Source organism: Archangium primigenium (assembly GCF_016904885.1).
GTDB lineage: Bacteria > Myxococcota > Myxococcia > Myxococcales > Myxococcaceae > Cystobacter > Cystobacter primigenius.
In genome coordinates, this window is record NZ_JADWYI010000001.1 from 6,079,633 (window position 1) to 6,098,580 (window position 18,948).

The following is an 18,948-nucleotide window of genomic DNA, read 5'->3' on the forward strand; positions in this document are numbered from 1 at the left end:
GCATGAGGCCCCCGCCTACCAGCGGCATGCGCGGGGCGTCAAGCACCGAGCAAGCACCGGGGGCGGGATTCACCGCACCGGCAGGAAGAGTCGGTCCGTGCGCAGCCCGGTTCCGTCGAACAGTCCGCTGAACCAGCCGCCGTAGCCGAGCGACAACCAGATGACCATGGCCTTGCCCTTGATGAAGCCGTAGGGCACGAACGCCACGCCGCCGCCGGTGCCCAGGCCATAGCGGCTGTCGGAGCTGTTCTCGCGGTTGTCACCCATGACGAAGACATGGCCCGGGGGCACCACGTAGGGCCCCTCGTGCTCGGAGCGCGCCGTGGGCGCGTCCTGGAGCACCGCGTGCTTGTGGCCCGACAGGTTCTCCTCGTAGAGCCGCCGGTGCTCGGGGAACCAACCGATGCTGTCGTGCTTGTTGAAGACGACCAGGTCGTCCTTCACGAGCGTGCGCTCCTGCGCATCGCCGTTGATGTGGACCACGCCGTCGATGAGCTCCACCTTGTCGCCGGGCACGCCCACCACGCGCTTGATGAAGTCCAGGTCCGTCTGCATCGGGTTGTTGAAGACGATGACGTCCCCACGCGCCGGGGCCCGGACGATCTGGAAGGGCACGGTGTTGGTCAGCGGCAGGCGCACGCCGTAGATGAACTTGTTGATGAAGACCTGATCCCCGATCTCCAGCGTGGGGAACATGGAGCCGGAGGGAATCTTGTACGGCTCGATGATGAAGATGCGCACCACGAAGGCCACCGCGAGCGCCTTGCCGAAGCCGGAGAACAGATCCCACGCCGTCTGCTTGCGAAAGACGCCCAGCGTCTGGGTGGCCACCGCGTCGTACGTCTTGGTCTCCTTCTCGATGCGCGCCGCGTCCGCGGAGAGGAAGGCCTCCTCCAGCCGCAGCTGCTGCTCGTCCAGGCGCGCGGTGGCCTCGGGGGCGATCTTCCCCGGCAGCCGCTTGTGGATGCGCTCCATCTCCTCCATCAGCTCGCGCGCGTCGTGGCGCAGCGCGCGCAACACCCGCTCGCGGGGGACCGCCAACCGCCAGGCGAGGATGCCGCCGAAGGCCACGAGCAACACCAGCGCCAGACCCTGCATGAAGGGCTGGGCCCAGGAGGCCGAGTCGGGCACGAACTCGATGAGCGGCAGGTAGGGCACATAGGCCACCAGCAGCACGATGAGCGGCATCCACAGGCTGGTGAGCCGGTCGCGCCACAGCAGCGCGCGCAGGGCCCGCTCGTGCTCGGGCGAGCGCTGAACGGCGGGCGCGGACTCGGACGTCGCGGGCGGGTTGGCGGAGACGGTCATGCGCTATTCCTCCGTCTTGAGGACCGCGAGGAACGCCTCCTGGGGGATCTCCACCGAGCCCACCTGCTTCATGCGCTTCTTGCCCTCCTTCTGCTTCTCCAGGAGCTTGCGCTTGCGGCTGATGTCACCGCCGTAGCACTTGGCGAGCACGTTCTTGCGGATGGCGGAGATGGTCTCGCGCGAGATGATCTTCGCGCCGATGGCGCCCTGGATGGCCACCTCGTACATCTGCTTGGGGATGACTTCCTTGAGCTTCTGGCACACCTCGCGGCCGCGCTGGTAGGCCCGGTCCTTGTGGACGATGACGCTGAGCGCGTCCACCGGATCGCCGTTGATGAGGATGTCCAGGCGCACGAGGTCCGCCTCGACGTAGTCGGCCAGCTCGTAGTCCAGGCTCGCGTAGCCGCGCGACACGCTCTTGAGCTTGTCGAAGAAGTCGAACACCACCTCGGCCAGCGGCATCTCGTAGGTCACCTGGACCCGTACGCCGCTGGTGCCCAGGTATTTCATGTCCTTCTGCACGCCGCGCCGCTCCTGGCACAGCTTGAGCACCGCGCCCAGGTAGTCGTTGGGCACGTGGATGTTGCAGGTGAGGATGGGCTCCTCGAACTTGGAGATCCGCTGCACCGGCGGCAGCTTGGCCGGGTTGTCCACCAGCAGCACCCCGCCCTGCGAGTCGGTGATGCGGTAGACCACCGAGGGCGCCGTGGTGATGAGCGACAGGTTGTACTCGCGCTCCAGGCGCTCCTGGACGATCTCCATGTGCAGCAGGCCCAGGTAGCCGCAGCGGAAGCCGAAGCCGAGCGCCGTGGAGCTCTCGGGCTCGTAGGTGAAGGCCGCGTCGTTGAGCTTGAGCTTGCCCAGCGCGTCGCGCAGGCCCTCGTACTCCGCGGAGTCCACGGGGAAGATGCCCGAGAACACCATGGGCTTGACTTCCTTGAAGCCCGGGAAGGGCGCGTCCGTGGGGCGCAGCTCCTCGGTGATGGTGTCACCCACCTTGGCGTCCTGCAGCTCCTTCACGTTGGCCACGAGCACGCCCACCTCGCCCGCGATGAGCTGGGTCACGGGGCGGGAGAAGGGGTTGAACACGCCCAGCTCCTGCACCTCGAAGACCTTGTTGTTGCTCCACAGCTTGATCTTCTGCTTGAGCTTGAGCGTGCCCTCGAGCACGCGCACCAGCGTCACCACGCCGCGGTAGTTGTCGTACCAGCTGTCGAAGATGAGCGCCTTGAGCGGGGCCTGGGGCTCGCCCGAGGGCGGCGGCACCATGCGCACCACCGACTCGAGGATGTCCCGGATGCCGATGCCCTCCTTGGCGGAGGCCGGCACCGCGTCCGAGCCGTCGATGCCGATGACGTCCTCGATCTCCGTGCGCGTGCGCTCCACGTCGGCGCTCGGCAGGTCGATCTTGTTGATGACCGGGATGATGGCGAGGTCGTGATCCAGCGCCATGTAGACGTTGGCGAGCGTCTGGGCCTCGACGCCCTGGGAGGCGTCCACCACGAGCAGCGCGCCCTCGCACGCGGCGAGCGAGCGGCTCACCTCGTAGGCGAAGTCCACGTGCCCCGGCGTGTCGATGAGGTTGAAGACGTACTTCTGCCCGTCGTTGGCGGTGTAGTTCATCCGCACCGACTGGGCCTTGATGGTGATGCCGCGTTCGCGCTCCAGCTCCATGTTGTCCAGGAACTGGTCCTGCGCCTCGCGCTTGGTCACCGTCCCGGTGGCGTCCAGCAGGCGGTCGGCCAGCGTGGACTTGCCATGGTCGATGTGCGCGATGATCGAGAAGTTGCGGATGTGAGCGTTTTCAGCCGGCATGATCAGGGGTCTCGGGCGACGTCGAAGCCGGCTTGACTAACACCGAACCCCCCTGAAATCCATGCCGGGCATGTAGGGCATGCGGCCGGGCCGCCGCCCGGCCCCCGTCCGCTCCCGGGACGGCTAGTGGGCGGCCTTCTCGCGGAAGAAGGCCACGGTGCGCCGGGTGCCCTCGGCGAGGTCCACCGTGGGCTGCCAGCCGAGCACCTCCCGGGCGAGCCGGTTGTCGATGCACGAGCGCATCTGCTCGCCGGGGCGGCCCGGGGCGTGGCCCGGCGGCTTGCTCACCCCGGCGGACTGGGCCAGCAGGGAGAAGAGCCGGTTGATGTCCGTCTCCACGCCGGTGCCGATGTTGATGGGCCCCGAGTAGTCCTTCTCCGCGGCGAGCAGGTTGGCGCGCGCCACGTCCTCCACGTAGACGAAGTCGCGCGTCTGCTTGCCCTCGCCGTAGATGGTGCAGTCCTGGCCGGCCAGCAGGCGCGTGCTGAAGATGGACACCACGCCGGCCTCCCCGTGCGGGTTCTGCCGGGGGCCGTACACGTTGGCGTAGCGCAGCGCGACGTACTTCAGCCCGTACTGGGCCTTGTAATAGTTGAGGTACAACTCGCCGGACGCCTTGGAGACGCCGTAGGGCGAGATGGGCCGCGTGGCGTGGGACTCGGGCGCCGGGAAGACGTCCTGCTCGCCGTAGATGGCCCCGCCGGTGGAGCTGAACACCACCTTCTGCACCCCCGAGGCGCGCCCGGCCTCCAGGAGGTTGAGGAAGCCGAGGATGTTGGCGTCGGCGTCGAAGCGCGGATCCTCCACGCTGCGGCGCACGTCCATCTGGGCCGCCAGGTGCAAGAGCACCTGCGGGCGCTCGGCGCGCACCAGCGCCGCGGCCTCGGGCGAGCGGATGTCCGCCACCTCCAGGCGCACGCGCGGGTCCAGGTTCTCCTTCTTCCCGCTCGACAGGTTGTCCAGCGCGATGACCTCGTGGCCCGACCGAACGAACGCATCACACACGTGCGAGCCGATGAAACCCGCACCACCCGTCACCAGGACTTTCAAGGCAAGGCTCCCGTGCCACCCGTGGCGGGTGGCCCATCAGATTGAGGAAGGTCGTGAAACGTGCGGCGAAGTTAGGAGCCCGTTTTCGGCGCCGCAACCTTCCTGAACCACGAGATGGTTTCCCGTAAACCCTCTTCCAGCGACACCCGGGGCTCCCAGCCGAGCCGCTGCCGGGCCCGGGTGATGTCCGGCTGACGCTGCTTGGGGTCGTCCTTGGGCAGGGGCTTGTGCAGGATGCGCCCTCCCCCGCCCGCCGCGGCGCGCACCGCCTCGGCGAACTGGAGCATGGTCATCTCCCGGGGGTTGCCGATGTTCACCGGCTCGGTCTCGTCCGAGAGCGCCAGCCGCACCAGCCCGTCCACCAGGTCACGCACGTAACAGAAGGAGCGCGTCTGGGTGCCGTCCCCGAAGACGGTGAAGTCCTCGCCGCGCAGCGCCTGGCCCACGAAGGCCGGCACCACGCGCCCGTCGTTCAGGCGCATCCGGGGGCCATAGGTGTTGAAGATGCGCACGATGCGCGTCTTCACGCCGCGCGAGCGCGCGTACACCATGGTGAGCGCCTCCGCGTAGCGCTTGGCCTCGTCGTAGCAGGCGCGCGGCCCGATGGAGTTCACGTTGCCCCAGTACTCCTCGCGCTGGGGGTGCACGAGCGGATCCCCGTAGATCTCCGACGTGGAGGCCATGAGGAACACCGCGCCCTTGGCCTCGGCGAGCTTCAACCCGTTCTCCGTGCCCACCGAGCCCACGCGCATCGTCTCGAGCGGCAGGTTCGCGTAGTCGATGGGCGAGGCCGGCGAGGCCATGTTGAAGACGTAGTCGACCGGCCCCTCCACCGACAGCCCCTCGGTGATGTCCTGGCGCAGGGCCTCGAAGCCCGCGCGGCCCACCAGGTGCGCCACGTTGGACTCCACCCCGGTGATGTAGTTGTCCACCGACACCACGCGCGCGGCGCCGTCCTCCAGCAGCCGCTCACACAGGTGCGAGCCGAGGAAGCCCGCGCCCCCCAGCACCACCACCCGCTGGCCCTTCATGCTCCGCACACCACCCGTCTGCGCGCCGCTCATTGACCCGACCCCAGTTCGTCGAAGGAAGCCTGGCCCGGCAGTTGCGCCTTGTACTTCTCCAGAACGAGATCGATCCCCTGCCGGATGTACTCGGCCACGGGAACCTTCGTCTTCGTGTTCAGCGCCTTGAGCATCTCGTTCTGCTCGGGCGTGATGTAGATGGTCGTACTGATCTTCTTTCGGGCCATGGCGATACGTGAAAATATATGGAGTGACATGGCCCATGAAGCCCTGATTTGGCGTCCTGTCCGCCTCCCGGCGGCCCGTTGGACCCAAAAATGAAGCCCTCGACACCCCGCGGGGGGTGGAGGGCTTGACTCCAGGTGGGTCTGTGTGGTTGCGGCCCCGACTCGACTAGAGACCCGAGGTGGCGCGGAACACGAGGCCCTCGCCCTCGAGGGCATAGGCGCCGTCCGCCGCGCTGACGAACACCGAGGCGCCCCGGGGCAGCGCGAGCGTCTGGTCCGCGAGCGTGAGCCGCGCCGCGCCCGCCGCGCACAGGAGGATCTCCGGACCCCGGCGCACGGGCCGCACGTCGAGCCCCGGCCGCAGCTCGAAGCGCGAGAGGCGGAACTCCTCGGCGGGCGTCGGGTACACGGACTCGGCGTCCGCGCCGGGCTCGGCCACGAGCGTGCGCACCGGGCCGCACTGGAAGTCCAGCACCCGCAGGAGCTCCGGCACGTCCACGTGCTTGGGCGTGCAGCCGCCCCGGAGCACGTTGTCCGAGTTGGCCATCAGCTCCACCGCCACCCCACCCAGGTAGGCGTGGAGGTTGCCCGCGGGCAGGTAGATGGCCTCGCCGGGCCGCAGCCGCACGAGGTTGAGCATCAGCGCGCCCACCACGCCCGGATCCCCCGGGTAGAGCGCGCCGAGCCGGACCGCCTGGCGCAGCTCCTCGCGGAACGGGCCCGCGTGCTCCGCCCGCTCGGCGCAGGCCGCCACCACCTCGGCGACCTGGACGGCGAGCGACTCGCGGGGGCCGGTCATCAACCGCTCGAACATGCGCGCCACGCCCTGGGCGTCCACGGAGGCCCGGAGGGGCGCGAGCAGCGGCTCGAGCGAGGCGAGGCCCAGGCCGTCGAACAGCGCGAGCGTCTCGTCCGCGCGCCGGAAGCCGCACAGGGCGTCGAAGGGCGTCAGGGCGCAGGTGAGCTCGGGCTTGTGGTTCGCGTCCTTGTAGTTGCGGTGGGGCGCGCCCGGGGCCAGGCCCAGGCCGTTCTCCCGCGCGAAGCCCTCGCGCGCCTGCGCCAGGCTCGGGTGCGTCTGCAGGGACAGGGGCGTGTCGGCGGCGAGCACCTTGAACAGGAAGGGCAGCTCGCCGCTGAACCGGCGGGCCACGCGCTCACCCAGCTCGCGCTCCGGCGCGGCGCGGATGAGCTCGAGCAACGTGCTCCCCTGCCCGTCCCGGTGCACCCGCGACGGCGCGCCGGGGTGGGCACCCATCCACAGCTCCGCCTGCGCGGTGGCCGAGGGCGAGGGCTGGCCGAGCAGCTCGGCCAGGGCCGTGCGCGAGCCCCAGGCGTAGGGCTGGATGACGTTGTCGAGCAGGTGCATGACCGCGAGCGCCTAGTTCACACCGGCCACGAAGGCCTGCAGCTGCGTCTCCCGCTTGAAGTCCGCGAGGTAGCGCGAGGCGGCGTCCTTGGAGGGGAAGCTGCCCATGCGCACCCGGTACCAGGTGCCCTTGTTGGGCACCTCGGCGGGCACGATGAAGGGCGCATAACCCCGGTCGCGCAGCTTGGAGGCGAAGCGCTCGGCCTCGGGACGGTTCTGGAACGCGGACAGCTGCAGGGTGAAGGCGCCACCGGCCACGGCGCCCGTGGGCGTCTGGGTGGCCCGGGCGATCGCCTCCTGCGTACCCGTACCGGGGGCCGTGGTGCGCGTGGGCACGGGCTCGGACGCCACCTTGCCGGGAAGCGGCGCGGGCTTGCTCTCCGCCAGGCGCGGCAGATCCGTGGGCTTGGCCGCGGGCTTCGTGTCCGGCTTGTTCTCTGGCTTCGCGGCGGGCTTGGCGTCGGGCTTCGCCTCGGCGACGGGCGCGTAGTCGTCGTCCGTGGGGCTGGCGGCCGGCGGCGCGGCCTCGGTGGGCGCGGCGGCGGGAGCCTCGGCCGGCTTGGGCTGGGGCGGCGGCGCCGGGGGCGGGATGGCCACCGTGACGGTGCGCGGCTTGGAGGGCTCGGGCGCGGCGCCCTTGCGGGTGAGCTCGTCCTGGAAGGTCAGCGCGGCCTGGGTCTCCCGGGCCTGCTGCAGGGCCTGGGCGTTGGCGTCCAGCGAGGAGAGCAGGTCCGGCGGCGTGGTGGCCTGGGCGTCGCCCGCGAGCTTCTTGCCCACTACGACGCCGAGCACGAACACGGCCCCCATGACGATGATGCCCGCGATCAGCAGGCTGACGACCTGCCGGTTATCCAGCGAGACATCGAACTTCTCCTTCATCCGGTGGGCGTCGCGCATTGCAATGGATCCCTTGAGTGGACGGATCCCCGGCCCGGCCACACGAGTGTCGCGGCCTGTAGCGTCGAGGTGCGGCGGAAGGTACGCCCCCCCTCTTGACCGGTCAAATTCAGTGCGGCAGGGGGCGAGGCCTCACGACGCTCGCCCGCCTGCTCAGACGATCCACCCGCCGCCGAGGAGCCGGTCGCCTTCGTAGACCACGGCGGCCTGTCCGGGCGTCACCGCGCGCGCCGGGGACTCCAGGCGGATGGACACGAGCCCGTGCGGAGACACCTCCACGCGGCCCGTGGCTCCGGGGTGGCGGTGCCGGATGCGCACCATCACGGACTTCTCCGGCGGCGGCGGCCCCTCCACCCAGTGCGGCTGCAGCAGGCCGAACGAGTCACGCGCGTTCTGCTCGGCGGGGCCCACCACGACCCGGCGGGACTCGGGCTCGATGCGCTGCACGTAGCGCGCCTCCCCTCCTCCCAGGTTGAGGCCCCGACGCTGCCCCACGGTGAAGCGGTGCACGCCCGCGTGGGTGCCGAGCACCGCGCCCTCCGCGTCGACGATCTCGCCCGCGGGCTGCGGCCCGGCCACCTTCTCCACGAAGCCGGCGTAGTCCCCGTCCGGCACGAAGCAGATCTCCATGCTCTCGGGCTTGTGGCTGGTGGTCAGCCCGTGACGCTCGGCCACGGCGCGCACCTCGGCCTTCGTCATGCCGCCCACGGGGAAGAGGATGTCGGCGAGCTCCGCCTGGCCCAGCGTGAAGAGGAAGTAGCTCTGATCCTTCGCGGCATCCACGGCGCGGCGCAGGACGTAGCGGCCGTCCTCCTGCTCCACCCGGGCGTAGTGGCCCGTGGCCAGCCGCGCCCCGAGCGCCCGCGCGCGCTTGAGCAGGAAGTTGAACTTCACGTCCCGGTTGCACGCCACGCACGGAATGGGCGTGCGCCCGCCCAGGTACGACTGGACGAAGGGGTTGATGACCCGGTCCTTGAAGATCTCCTCGGCGTTGGCCACGTAGAAGGGAATCCCCAGCGTCTGGGCCACCGCGCGCGCGTCGTCGATGTCATCCGGGCTGCAACAACTGCCGCACTGGGCCTTGCCCTCGTAGGACCAGACCCGGAGGGTGATTCCGATGACCTCATGGCCCTGCTCCTTGAGCAGGGCGGCGGCGGCCGAGGAGTCCACTCCTCCACTCATGGCAACGACGACTCGCATGCAGTCCTCTCTACACGGCGGCCCGCCCCGGCGCGACCCCCCCGGAGGTCCCGGGTGTTCAGGCCCCCTGGGTCTTCTTCCAGGCCTCCAGCGCTTCCCGGAGTGATTCCGCCGTGTTGCGCGAGGGCTCGTCGAGCACCCACTCCATGAGGAAGCGCGTCGCCTGCCCCACGAGCGGCGAGGGCCCCACCCCCAGGGCGGCCATGATGGCGCCCCCGTTGAGGGCCAGCTCCTTGGGAGATAGGGGCGGCTTGCCGGCGGCCACGTCCCGCAGTCGCGCCTGGAGCCGCTCGAAGTCCCCCCGCCGGGACGCCAGCCGGACCTCGAACCGGGCCCGGGCAACCTCCAGGAGCGCCTCCAGTTGCGCGGGCCCCACCCGGGCGAGCAACCGGCGCAGGGCGGGCGGCTCGGACTCCAGGTGCTGCTCCAGCGCCGCGAGCGAGACCAGCAGTCGCACCCGCTCGGCCACCTTGGTGGGGAACTTGAGGCGCACACAGATGGCCTCGGCCCCCGCCCCGTCCACGACGTCCGCGAGCAGCGCGGCCAGACGCACCTCCAGCTCGGCGGGCGCGGCGGCGGCGGTGGCGCGCGCCAGGCGGGCGGCCTCGGCGTCGACTCCGGCCAGCTCGGGCAGGAACACCTCGAGCAGCCCCGTGGAGGCGAGCAGCTCCAGTCCCATCTCCGCGCGCGGGGACATCAGCAGCTTGACGAACTCCTCGCGCACCCGCTCCAGGGACACCTTGCGGAACACGGGCAGCGTCTGGGGAATGGCCGCCTGGGTCTCCGCGTCGAGCGTGAAGCCGAGCACCGCGGCGAAGCGCACGGCGCGCAGGGGCCGCAGTCCGTCCTCGGAGAAGCGCGCCAGGGCCGAGCCCACGCAGCGGATGAGGCGCGCGTCCAGGTCATGCCGGCCCCCGAAGGGGTCGACGAACTGGAGGCCCAGGGGATCCCACGCCATGGCGTTGATGGTGAAGTCCCGGCGCGACAGGTCCTTGGTGATGTCGCGCTCGAAGGTGACGGTGTTGGGGCGGCGGCCGTCGTGGTAGTCCCCCTCGCTGCGGAAGGTGGTGACCTCCACGTGCTCCTGCCCCGCGAGCACGGTCACGGTGCCGTGCTGGAGCCCGGTGGGGATGACCTTGCGGAAGGCCTTCTGGACCTCCTCGGGGAAGGCGCTCGTGGCGACGTCGAAGTCCTTGGGCGGCACGCCCCGGAGGATGTCCCGGACGCACCCGCCCACCAGGTAGACGGCGTGGTTCAACTCCCGCAGACGGGCGACGACCTCCCGGATGGGGGCGGGAACGGGCGCTTCGATCAAGGCGGTGGGAGGTGGAATCATCGCGCGCCGGGACGCTGGCATGCCCTCATTCATACGGGCAAGCACTGGATGCGCTCGCGGATCCGGGCACAATCGCGCGCATGACGACGAAGAAGGAGGACAGGCCGTGAAGGGGCGTGTGTTGATCATCGCGGGGTCGGACTCGGGCGGCGGCGCGGGCATCCAGGCGGACATCAAGGCGGTGACGGCGCTCCGGGGCTACGCGGCCACGGCCATCGCGGCCCTCACCGCCCAGGACACGCACACCGTGCACGCCATCCACGACGTTCCCCTGTCCTTCGTGCGGCTGCAGATCGAACTGTCGCTCAAGGACATCGGCGCGGACGCCGTCAAGACGGGCATGCTCTCCAAGGGCGAGGTGATCGCCGCGGTGCGCGAGGAGCTCGACCAGCACGCGCCGCACGTGCCGCTCATCGTGGATCCCGTCATGGTGGCCAAGGGCGGCGCCCGACTGCTCAACGCCGGCGCCGAGCGGGCCCTCATCGAGCGGCTGCTGCCCCGGGCCACGCTCATCACCCCCAACGCCTCGGAGGCGGAGGTGCTCACGGGCCTGCCGGTGACGTCCTTCGCCGAGCAGGATCGCGCCGCCGAGCGGCTGCTCGCCCTGGGCGCCCGGGCGGTGCTGCTCAAGGGCGGCCATCTTCCCGGCGACGAGGTCCGCGACGTGCTGCTGACGCCCGAGGGGCGCCAGGAGTTCTCCAGCGCGCGGCTGCACACGACCTCCACGCATGGCACGGGGTGCACCCTCGCGTCCGCCATCGCCACGGGCATCGCCCAGAAGCTGGCGCTGCACGAGGCGGTCGCCCGCGCCCATGCCTACGTGTGGGCCGCCATCCAGAGCGCGCCCGGCCTGGGCGGCGGCAACGGGCCCCTCAACCACGCCCACACGGTGAAGCCCGAGGTCTGAGGCCCGGCTCAAGGGCTCAGTTGTTCGGCGCGCCCGCGCGGATCCACGAGCGGAGTCGGCTGAGCTCTCCGGGGTTGCGGTCGAAGTGGTCCGAGCCGCCCAGCGGCATCCGGGGGCCGCACTCCACGGAGATGATGCGCCAGAGCAGCAAGGACTCCTCGGGCTTGCCGGGCGCCACCCGGGCCATGGGTCGGCAGCCGCCCACGCCCGTCACGTTGACGAGCGACGCGTAGGACGCACCGGACTCCAGGTTCAAGCCCTCGCTCCCGTGGGCGTTGTGGCAATCCGCGCACCGGGCGTCCCAGAGCGGCTGGATGTCCTGGACGTAGGACGGCAGGGCCACGTTCACCCGCACCGTACGGGCGACGCTGCTCGCGCCATCCGACACGGAGACCCGCAGGGTGTAGGCGGTGGCCGTGGCGCTCTCGGGGGCGCGCCACTCGGCCGAGGCGCGGGTGGGATTGGTGAAGACCCCGAGCCCCGCGGGCTCCGTGGACCACGCATAGGTCAGGGCATCCCCGTCCTGGTCCGAGGCCCCGATGAAGAGGCGCACCAGGTCTCCCGGGACGGTCCGCTGGGCATCCATCGAGATGTCGGCGTACACGTCGGGCGGGTGGTTGAGCGCGGGCACGTTCACCACCCGGACCGGCACCGAGTCCTGGACACTGCCCCCCTGGCCGTCCGAGACCGTCACCCGCAGCACGAAGTCCGTGTCACGGGGGAGGAACGGCGCCGTCCAGCGCCACCCCGAGCCCTCCGCCACGAAAGTGCCCAGCGGCGGCGCCGGGCTCTGGACCCAGGCGTACGTGAGCGGATCACCCTCCAGATCCTCGGCGTCCACGGACAGACGGAGGCTCGCACCCTCGTCGATCGACGTCCGCTCCGCGGTCACCTGACGGATGATGGGAGGACGGTTGGCCTTCGGCTCCCCTTCCGGTGCGGGCGCGTCCGGCGTGTCTCCACATCCCAGGCCCCACAGGAGCCACCCCGCGGACATCCATCGACTCGAGCGAAGCGTGCGCATGCCTCCACTATCGCACGCGGGCCCCGTTCCAGCGCCGTCACACTTCCGAGGCGGCGAGCACCTGCTCGCGCAACCACCGGCCCCGGGGGTCCAGCTCCGTCTGGCGGTGCCAGTAGAGGTGGATCTCCAGGGGCGGGAGCGCGAGCGGCATGGGCAGCAGGTGGTTGCCCAGGGGCCGCGCGATGGCCTCGGCATGGCGCCGGGGCATGGTCAACAGCCAGTCCGAGCCGGCCACGACCCGGCACGCCGCCTCGTAGTGCTGACAGCGCACGGCGATCTCCCGCTGATGGCCCAGGCGGTTGAGCACCAGATCCTCCAGGGCGAGCCCCGTGCGCCGGGAGGACACGGTGACGTGCCGCGCGGCGAGGTAGGCCGCGAGGTCCAGCTTGCGCCGGCGCGCCGCCACCACACGGAAGTCGTCGCGCAGCAGGGGCGCGTGGCGCAGGCCGGGGCTCGTCGGCTGGGCCACGTCGATCGCCAGGTCCAACCGCCCCGAGGCCAGGTCGCGCTCCAGCTTCGTGCGCTCCACCCGCACACTGGAGACCCGCACCTTGGGGGCGTGGACCCGCAGCCGCTCGACGAGCCCGGGCAGCAGCGAGGGCTCCAGCTCGTCGTTCATCGCGAGCACCAGCTCCACCACGTCGCGCCCGGGCTCGAACTGGCGGGTGCGGTGCACCGCCTGCTGGAGCAGCGTGAGCGCCTCGCGGATCTCCGGGGCGAGCCGCTCCGCGAGCGGCGTGGGCGCCACGCCCCGGCCCTCGCGGACGAACAGCGGCTCGCCGAGCTGTTCCCGCAGCCGCGCCAGCGCATGGCTCACAGCGGACTGACTCAGGAAGAGCACCTCCGCGGCGCGCGTGAGGCTGCGCTCCTGGAGCACGACGTCGAACACCCGGAAGAGGTTGAGGTCCAACCCCGCGAGGCGTGAGGACTCCTGAGCCTGATTCATGACCACACATGACCAACATTCACTGGCTTCATCAACCCCACCGGACGAGGATGCGCCCAGGCCCCCCACCCCGCCACCCACCCAGGGAGTCGCGATGAACTTCGAGCCGAGCGCCAGGAGCAAGGACTACCTCGAGCGCGTGAAGCGCTTCGTGCGCGAGCACATCGAGCCCGCGGAGGCGCGCTACATGGCGCGGCTGCACGAGGCGCAGGCGGGCGGGGACTGGCGTCGCTGGCGCGTGCCGCCCGAGATGGAGCAGTGGAAGGCCCGGGCCAAGGCCGAGGGCCTGTGGAACCTGTTCCTGCCGGACGCGACGCTCGGCGCCGGGCTGAGCACCCTGGAGTACGCCCCCATCGCCGAGGAGACGGGCCGCAGCTTCCTCGCGCCCGAGGTCTTCAACTGCAACGCCCCGGACACCGGCAACATGGAGGTGCTCTGGCGCTACGGCTCCGAGGCGCAGAAGAAGCAGTGGCTCCAGCCGCTGCTCGCCGGTGAAATCCGCTCGGTGTTCTGCATGACGGAGCCGGAGGTGGCCTCCTCGGACGCCACCAACATGCAGGCCACGGCGGTGCTCCAGGGCGACGAAGTGGTCCTCAACGGCCGCAAGTGGTGGTCGAGCGGCCTGGGCCACCCCAACGCCAAGGTCGCCATCTTCATGGCGCACACCCCCAACCCGGATCTGGACCGGCGGCAGCAGCACTCCATGGTGCTCGTGCCCCTGGACGCGCCCGGCGTGACGGTGGAGCGCATGCTGCCCGTCTTCGGGGAGTACGACGCGCCGCACGGCCACGGCGAGGTGCGCTTCGACAACGTCCGGGTGCCCCAGGACGCGGTCATTGGCGGCCTGGGCCGGGGCTTCGAGATCGCCCAGGGGCGGCTGGGTCCGGGACGCATCCACCACTGCATGCGCTGCATCGGCGCGGCCGAGCGGGCCCTGGAGCTGATGATCGACCGGGGCATGGCGCGCACCGCCTTCGGCAAGCCGCTGCTCAACCTGGGGGGCAACCGCGAGCGCGTGGCCGAGGCCCGCATCGCCATCGATCAGGCGCGCCTGCTCACGCTCTACGCGGCGTGGAAGCTGGACGAGCTGGGGGCGCTCGGCGCCATGACGGAGATCTCCGCCATCAAGGTGGTGGCGCCCAACGTGCTGCAGAAGGTGGTGGACGACGCCATCCAGGTGCACGGCGGCGCGGGCGTCTCCAGCGACACGCCCCTCTCGGGCTTCTTCGCCCAGGCGCGCAGCCTGCGCATCGCGGACGGGCCGGACGAAGTGCACAAGGGCGTCATCGCCCGCATCGAACTCGCCAAGCGCGGTTTCTCCAGGAGCTGACGACCATGAGCAAGCGCATCTTCATCACCGGCGGGGCCAGTGGACTCGGCCGGGCCATCGCGCTGCGCTACGCCCGGGCGGGCTGGCGGGTGTGCATCGGCGACGTCCACGCCCAGCGCGGCGCGGACACCCTGAAGGAACTCCAGGCCCTCTCCCCCACGTCCCTGTACGTCCCCTGCGACGTGACACGCGAGGAGGACCTGCGCGCGGTGGCCGAGCGGCTCACCGCCGACTGGGACGGCGTGGACGTGCTGGTCAACAACGCGGGCGTCGCCCAGGCGGGGGCCATCGACGAGGTGTCCGTGGCCGACTGGCAGTGGATCGTGGACATCAACCTGCTGGGCGTGGTGCGCGGCTGCCACGTGTTCACCCCCGTCTTCAAGCGCCAGGGCCACGGCCACTTCGTCAACGTGGCCTCCATGGCGGGCCTGCTCGATATGCCGATGATGAGCAGCTACAACGCCACCAAGGCGGCCGTCGTCTCCCTGTCCGAGACGCTGCAGAACGAGTTCGCCGACACGCGCCTGGGCGTGAGCCTGGTGTGCCCGTCCTTCTTCAAGACGAACCTGACCGACTCGTTGCGCACGCCCCGCCCCGGCATGCACAAGATGATGAGCCGACTGCTGGAGCGCTCGAAGATCACCGCGGACGACGTCGCCGAGCGCATCTACCAGGCCGTGGACAAGCGCGAGTTCTACGTGCTGCCCCACATCGAGGGGCTCCAGGCGTGGCTGGCCAAGCGCCTGCTGCCCCGGCGCATCTACACCGAGCTGCTCAAGACGCAGACGCGCAAGATGCGCGGCGTCGGTTCCGCGCCGTCCGCCTGAGGTCTCCCATGTCCCAGCCGCCCCCCACTGATCAGGCCGGAGCCGTCCGCTCGGGCGAGGAACTCGACGTCGCCGCCGTGGACGCCTGGCTCAAGCGCCAGGAGCCCACGCTGCACGGCACGCCCACGGTGACGCAGTACTCGGGCGGCGCGTCCAACTGGACCTACCGGCTCGAGTACCCCGCGCGCGATCTCATCCTGCGCCGCCCTCCGGCGGGCACCAAGGCGAAGTCCGCGCACGACATGGCGCGCGAGTTCTCCGTGCAGAAGGCGCTCAAGCCCGTCTACCCGGCGGTGCCCACCATGGTGGGGCTGTGCCAGGACGCCTCGGTCATCGGCGCGGACTTCTACGTGATGGAGCGCATCCCGGGCCTCATCCCCCGCAAGCACCTGCCCCGGGGCCTCACCCTGGACCGCGCCCAGACGCGCGAGCTGTGCCTGCACGTCATCGACAAGCTGATCGAGCTGCACCAGGTGGACCCCAAGGCCGCGGGGCTCGAGTCGCTCGGCAAGGGGCCCGGCTACCCCCGGCGGCAGATCGAGGGCTGGTCCGAGCGCTACGAGAAGGCGCGCACCTGGAACGTGCCGCGCTTTGGCTACGTGCGCGACTGGCTCAAGGCCCACACGCCCGAGGACATCGCCACCCGCGTCATCCACAACGACTGGCGCTTCGACAACGTGGTGCTCTCGCCCGAGCGGCCCACCGAGGTCATCGGGGTGCTCGACTGGGAGATGGCCACGGTGGGCGATCCGCTGATGGACCTGGGCAGCATGCTCGCCTACTGGGTGCACGCGGACGACGACGTGTTCCTGCGCACCACGCGCCGCCAGCCCACGCACCTGCCCGGCATGCTCCGGCGCGACGAGGTGGTCGCCTACTACCTGGAGCGCACGGGGCTCAAGCCGGAGCACTGGACCTTCTACGAGGTGTACGGCGTGTTCCGCCTGGCCGTCATCGCGCAGCAGATCTACTACCGCTACCACCACAAGCAGACGCGCAACCCGGCGTTCAAGAACTTCTGGGTGCTCATCAACTACCTGCACTGGCGCTGCCGCAAGCTCATCCGGAGCGGAGGCCGCTGACATGGGCGCCGTGTACTTCGTGCGGCACGGGCAGGCGTCGTTCGGGCGGAAGGACTACGACCAGCTCTCGGAGACGGGCTTCGAGCAGGCCCGGGTGCTCGGCGAGTCCCTGCGCGCGCGCCTGCCGGGCGTGGACGCGGTGTTCATGGGCCGCATGGCGCGGCACCGGCAGACGGCCGAGACGTGCCTCGGCGTGCTGGGCGTGAGCGCCGAGCCCCGGATCCTCGCGGGCCTGGACGAGTTCGACCACGAGGAGCTCATCCGCCGCCACACGCCGCGCTACGCGGACCCCGTCGTCCTCCAGGAGGAGATGATGCGGGAGGCGGATCCCCGCCGGGCCTTCCAGGCCCTGTTCGCCCAGGCCGTGGAGCGCTGGGTCCTGGACACCACGGGCGGGTACACCGAGTCCTGGTCCGCCTTCCGCCAGCGCTGCCTGGACGCGCTGGAGACCATCCTCCAGACGCCCTCCGGCACGGTGCTGGTGTTCACCTCCGCGGGGCCCATCAGCGCCGTGTGCCAGGAGCTGCTGCACATCCCGGACGCGCACGCCTTCCAGCTCAACTGGACCATGGCCAACGCGGCGGTGACCAAGGTCATCCACAGCGCGCGGGGCCGCTACCTGTCCACGCTCAACGAGCACGCCCACTTCGAGGGGGCCCGGCGGGCGCTCCTCACCTACCGCTGAGGCCCCGTCCGTGAGCACCCCGCCCGACTTGAACCTCCTGCCGGTGTTCGTGGCGGTGGCCGAGACGGGGAGCATGTCCGCGGCGGCCCGGCGGCTCGGGCTGCCGAAGTCCTCGGTGAGCCGGGGCGTGGCGGCGCTCGAGGAGTCCCTGGGCGTGCAGCTCTTCCACCGCACCACCCGTCAGGTGGCGCTCACCACGGCGGGCACGGCCTTCCACGACAAGGTCCGGCCGCTCGTGGCCGCCCTGCGCGACATCACCGCGGGCCTGCCCGAGCAGGAGGACGAGCCGTCCGGCGCGCTGCGCCTCACCGCGCCCGTGGACATGGGGCTCACCTTCCTCGCCCCGCTGGCGGCGACGTTCTCCGCGCGCTACCCGGCGGTGCAGCTCGACATCCGCCCCACCAACCAGACGGTGGACCTGGTGGGCGAGGGCTTCGACGCGGCCCTGCGGGTCTCCGTCCGGCTCTCGGACTCGACGCTCGTGGCCCGGCGCCTCAGCGCGCTGGAGTCCGCCCTCTACGCGGCCCCCACCTACCTCGCGCGGCGCGGCACGCCCCGGAGCGCCGCGGAGGTGGGCGCGCACGACTGGATCATCCACCGCCGGGTGCAGCAGTTGCCCGCGCCGCTCGTGGCTCCTACCCGGCCGCGCCTCGTCACGGACGATCTGCTCTTCGCGCACCGGGCGGTGTGCGAGGGCCTGGGCCTGGCCATGCTGCCCACCTTCCTCGCGCGTCAGGACGTGACGGCGGGCCGGCTCGTGCGCGTGCTGCCCGGGTGGTCGCACAAGGTGGGTCACCTCTTCTTCGTCCACCCGCGCACCGAACACGTGCCCCGGAAGGTCGCCGCCTTCCGGGACTGCGTCATCGCCTACCTCGCGGCGAACCCGCTGGTGACGGGCGGGGAGTAGGCCGCCCGGCGCCCGCTCAGGCGAAGTGGACCGCGGACAGCCGCGTGCCGATGAAGGTGCCGTTGTAGGCGATGGTGCCGCGGTCCGCGCCCGCCGCGCCGGCGATGACCATCAGGGGCAGCAGGTGCTCCTCGCGCGGGTGGGACTGACGGCCCGCGGGCGCCTGATCCCACTGGCTCAGTCGGGCATCACGCGCCGGGGCGTCGAGCACGGCGGTCTCCCGCAGCCAGGCGTCGAAGTCCTCGGCCACGCGCTGGGCGCCCCGGCCGAAGCCCGCGCGCAGGTTGTGGTACGACATGCCGCTGCCGATGATGAACACGCCCTCGTCCCGCAGGGGCGCGAGCGCCCGTCCCATCGCCAGGTGCTCGGCGGGATCCAACCCGTGCTTGAGCGACAGCTGCACCGTGGGCACGTCCGCGTTCGGGTAGGTCAGCTTGAGCGGGATGAAGGTGCCGTGGTCATAGCCGCGCTGGGCGTCGCTGGCCGTCTGGAAGCCCGCCGCCCCGAGCAGCTCGCGCACCCGGGCCGCCAATTGGGGGTCGCCCGGCGCGGGCCAGGTGATCTGGTACGAGGCCGGGGGAAAGCCGTAGTAGTCGTAGAGCATGGGCGGCCGGGGGCTCGTCATCACCGTGGGCACGGCCTCCTCCCAGTGCGCGGAGATGACCAGGAGCGCCTTGGGCGGCGTCTTCGGCACGGCGCGCAGGGACTGGAGGTAGCCGCTCAGGGCGGAGAACTCCTGGGGATCGTTGAAGCCCATGTCGACGAACGGCCAGGGGCCGCCGCCATGGGGAATGAAGACCACGGGCATGCGCTCGGGCCGCGCCGAAGCCGTCCCCTGCCCCTGGGCCAGCGCGGTGAGCCCCGCGGCGCCCGCCAGACCGCCCACCAGCGCCGCGCGCCGCGTGACGCCCGCTTCATCCTCGTGACTCATGTGCGACTCCTCCAGGCGCCCGTCCGGGGGCGCTCGGGAGCATATGTGCCGGGGACCCGGGCGTCGCGCTAGGGGAACGAAGCGC

At 71.1% G+C, this 18,948-nt stretch carries 18 protein-coding genes; 6 read left to right on the plus strand and 12 right to left on the minus strand.

The genetic code is table 11. The features are described from left to right. Positions 1 to 69: 69 nt before the first annotated feature. From lepB to I3V78_RS25000, 9 genes are all read right to left on the minus strand, one after another. Complete coding sequence (lepB, locus tag I3V78_RS24960; RefSeq protein ID WP_204490948.1) at positions 70 to 1,308, minus strand: signal peptidase I; 1,239 nt, start codon at positions 1,306 to 1,308, stop codon at positions 70 to 72. 3 nt (positions 1,309 to 1,311) lie between these two features. Continuing rightward, positions 1,312 to 3,123, minus strand: a complete 1,812-nt coding sequence (gene lepA, locus I3V78_RS24965) for a translation elongation factor 4 (protein ID WP_204490949.1) — start codon at positions 3,121 to 3,123, stop codon at positions 1,312 to 1,314. Between the two features lie 123 nt (positions 3,124 to 3,246). After that, positions 3,247 to 4,173, minus strand: a complete 927-nt coding sequence (locus I3V78_RS24970; RefSeq protein ID WP_204490950.1) for an SDR family oxidoreductase — start codon at positions 4,171 to 4,173, stop codon at positions 3,247 to 3,249. 71 nt (positions 4,174 to 4,244) lie between these two features. Beyond that, the gene (locus tag I3V78_RS24975) at positions 4,245 to 5,204 is read right to left on the minus strand and encodes a UDP-glucuronic acid decarboxylase family protein (protein ID WP_204490951.1); all 960 of its coding nucleotides are present in this window, start codon (positions 5,202 to 5,204) and stop codon (positions 4,245 to 4,247) included. Positions 5,205 to 5,233: 29 nt separating this feature from the next. After that, positions 5,234 to 5,425: a ribbon-helix-helix domain-containing protein gene (locus I3V78_RS24980; RefSeq protein ID WP_204490952.1), complete on the minus strand. Its 192-nt coding sequence runs from the start codon at positions 5,423 to 5,425 to the stop codon at positions 5,234 to 5,236. A gap of 166 nt (positions 5,426 to 5,591) precedes the next feature. Then, positions 5,592 to 6,791 carry a mannose-6-phosphate isomerase, class I gene (manA, locus tag I3V78_RS24985; RefSeq protein WP_204490953.1) on the minus strand — a complete coding sequence of 400 codons (1,200 nt, stop codon included), beginning with the start codon at positions 6,789 to 6,791 and terminating at the stop codon, positions 5,592 to 5,594. Positions 6,792 to 6,803: 12 nt separating this feature from the next. Next, a complete protein-coding gene (locus I3V78_RS24990) occupies positions 6,804 to 7,688 on the minus strand; it encodes an SPOR domain-containing protein (RefSeq protein ID WP_204490954.1) in 885 nt (294 codons plus the stop codon). Between the two features lie 153 nt (positions 7,689 to 7,841). After that, on the minus strand, positions 7,842 to 8,888 hold the full coding sequence (gene mnmA, locus I3V78_RS24995) for a tRNA 2-thiouridine(34) synthase MnmA (protein ID WP_204490955.1): 1,047 nt from the start codon (positions 8,886 to 8,888) through the stop codon (positions 7,842 to 7,844). 58 nt (positions 8,889 to 8,946) lie between these two features. Then, a complete protein-coding gene (locus I3V78_RS25000; RefSeq protein ID WP_239576579.1) occupies positions 8,947 to 10,245 on the minus strand; it encodes a CCA tRNA nucleotidyltransferase in 1,299 nt (432 codons plus the stop codon). A gap of 85 nt (positions 10,246 to 10,330) precedes the next feature. Here I3V78_RS25000 and thiD point away from each other — a divergent pair, with 85 nt between their 5' ends. Next, the gene (thiD, locus tag I3V78_RS25005; protein WP_338023740.1) at positions 10,331 to 11,131 is read left to right on the plus strand and encodes a bifunctional hydroxymethylpyrimidine kinase/phosphomethylpyrimidine kinase; all 801 of its coding nucleotides are present in this window, start codon (positions 10,331 to 10,333) and stop codon (positions 11,129 to 11,131) included. Between the two features lie 16 nt (positions 11,132 to 11,147). Here the strand turns inward: thiD and I3V78_RS25010 are convergent, their stop codons facing one another. Together I3V78_RS25010 and I3V78_RS25015 are read right to left on the minus strand one after the other, a co-directional pair. Further along, a complete protein-coding gene (locus I3V78_RS25010; protein ID WP_204490956.1) occupies positions 11,148 to 12,155 on the minus strand; it encodes an Ig-like domain-containing protein in 1,008 nt (335 codons plus the stop codon). 37 nt (positions 12,156 to 12,192) lie between these two features. Beyond that, entirely contained in the window at positions 12,193 to 13,101 is a 909-nt protein-coding gene (locus I3V78_RS25015) for a LysR family transcriptional regulator (protein WP_204490957.1), read from the minus strand. A 94-nt stretch (positions 13,102 to 13,195) separates the two neighbouring features. Between I3V78_RS25015 and I3V78_RS25020 the strand changes: the two genes are divergently transcribed. From I3V78_RS25020 to I3V78_RS25040, 5 genes are read left to right on the plus strand one after another with little or no spacing between them, the layout of a single operon-like run. Further along, entirely contained in the window at positions 13,196 to 14,431 is a 1,236-nt protein-coding gene (locus I3V78_RS25020) for an acyl-CoA dehydrogenase family protein (protein ID WP_204490958.1), read from the plus strand. A 5-nt stretch (positions 14,432 to 14,436) separates the two neighbouring features. After that, a complete protein-coding gene (locus tag I3V78_RS25025; protein WP_204490959.1) occupies positions 14,437 to 15,258 on the plus strand; it encodes an SDR family oxidoreductase in 822 nt (273 codons plus the stop codon). Between the two features lie 8 nt (positions 15,259 to 15,266). Continuing rightward, on the plus strand, positions 15,267 to 16,340 hold the full coding sequence (locus I3V78_RS25030) for a phosphotransferase family protein (protein ID WP_204490960.1): 1,074 nt from the start codon (positions 15,267 to 15,269) through the stop codon (positions 16,338 to 16,340). Position 16,341: 1 nt separating this feature from the next. Next, complete coding sequence (locus tag I3V78_RS25035) at positions 16,342 to 17,025, plus strand: histidine phosphatase family protein (protein ID WP_204490961.1); 684 nt, start codon at positions 16,342 to 16,344, stop codon at positions 17,023 to 17,025. A gap of 10 nt (positions 17,026 to 17,035) precedes the next feature. Next, positions 17,036 to 17,932 carry a LysR family transcriptional regulator gene (locus I3V78_RS25040; RefSeq protein WP_338023741.1) on the plus strand — a complete coding sequence of 299 codons (897 nt, stop codon included), beginning with the start codon at positions 17,036 to 17,038 and terminating at the stop codon, positions 17,930 to 17,932. Positions 17,933 to 17,948: 16 nt separating this feature from the next. Here I3V78_RS25040 and I3V78_RS25045 read toward each other — a convergent pair whose 3' ends face one another. Further along, positions 17,949 to 18,863, minus strand: coding sequence for a DODA-type extradiol aromatic ring-opening family dioxygenase (locus tag I3V78_RS25045; RefSeq protein WP_204490962.1), 915 nt, complete (start codon positions 18,861 to 18,863; stop codon positions 17,949 to 17,951). Positions 18,864 to 18,948: the final 85 nt, after the last annotated feature.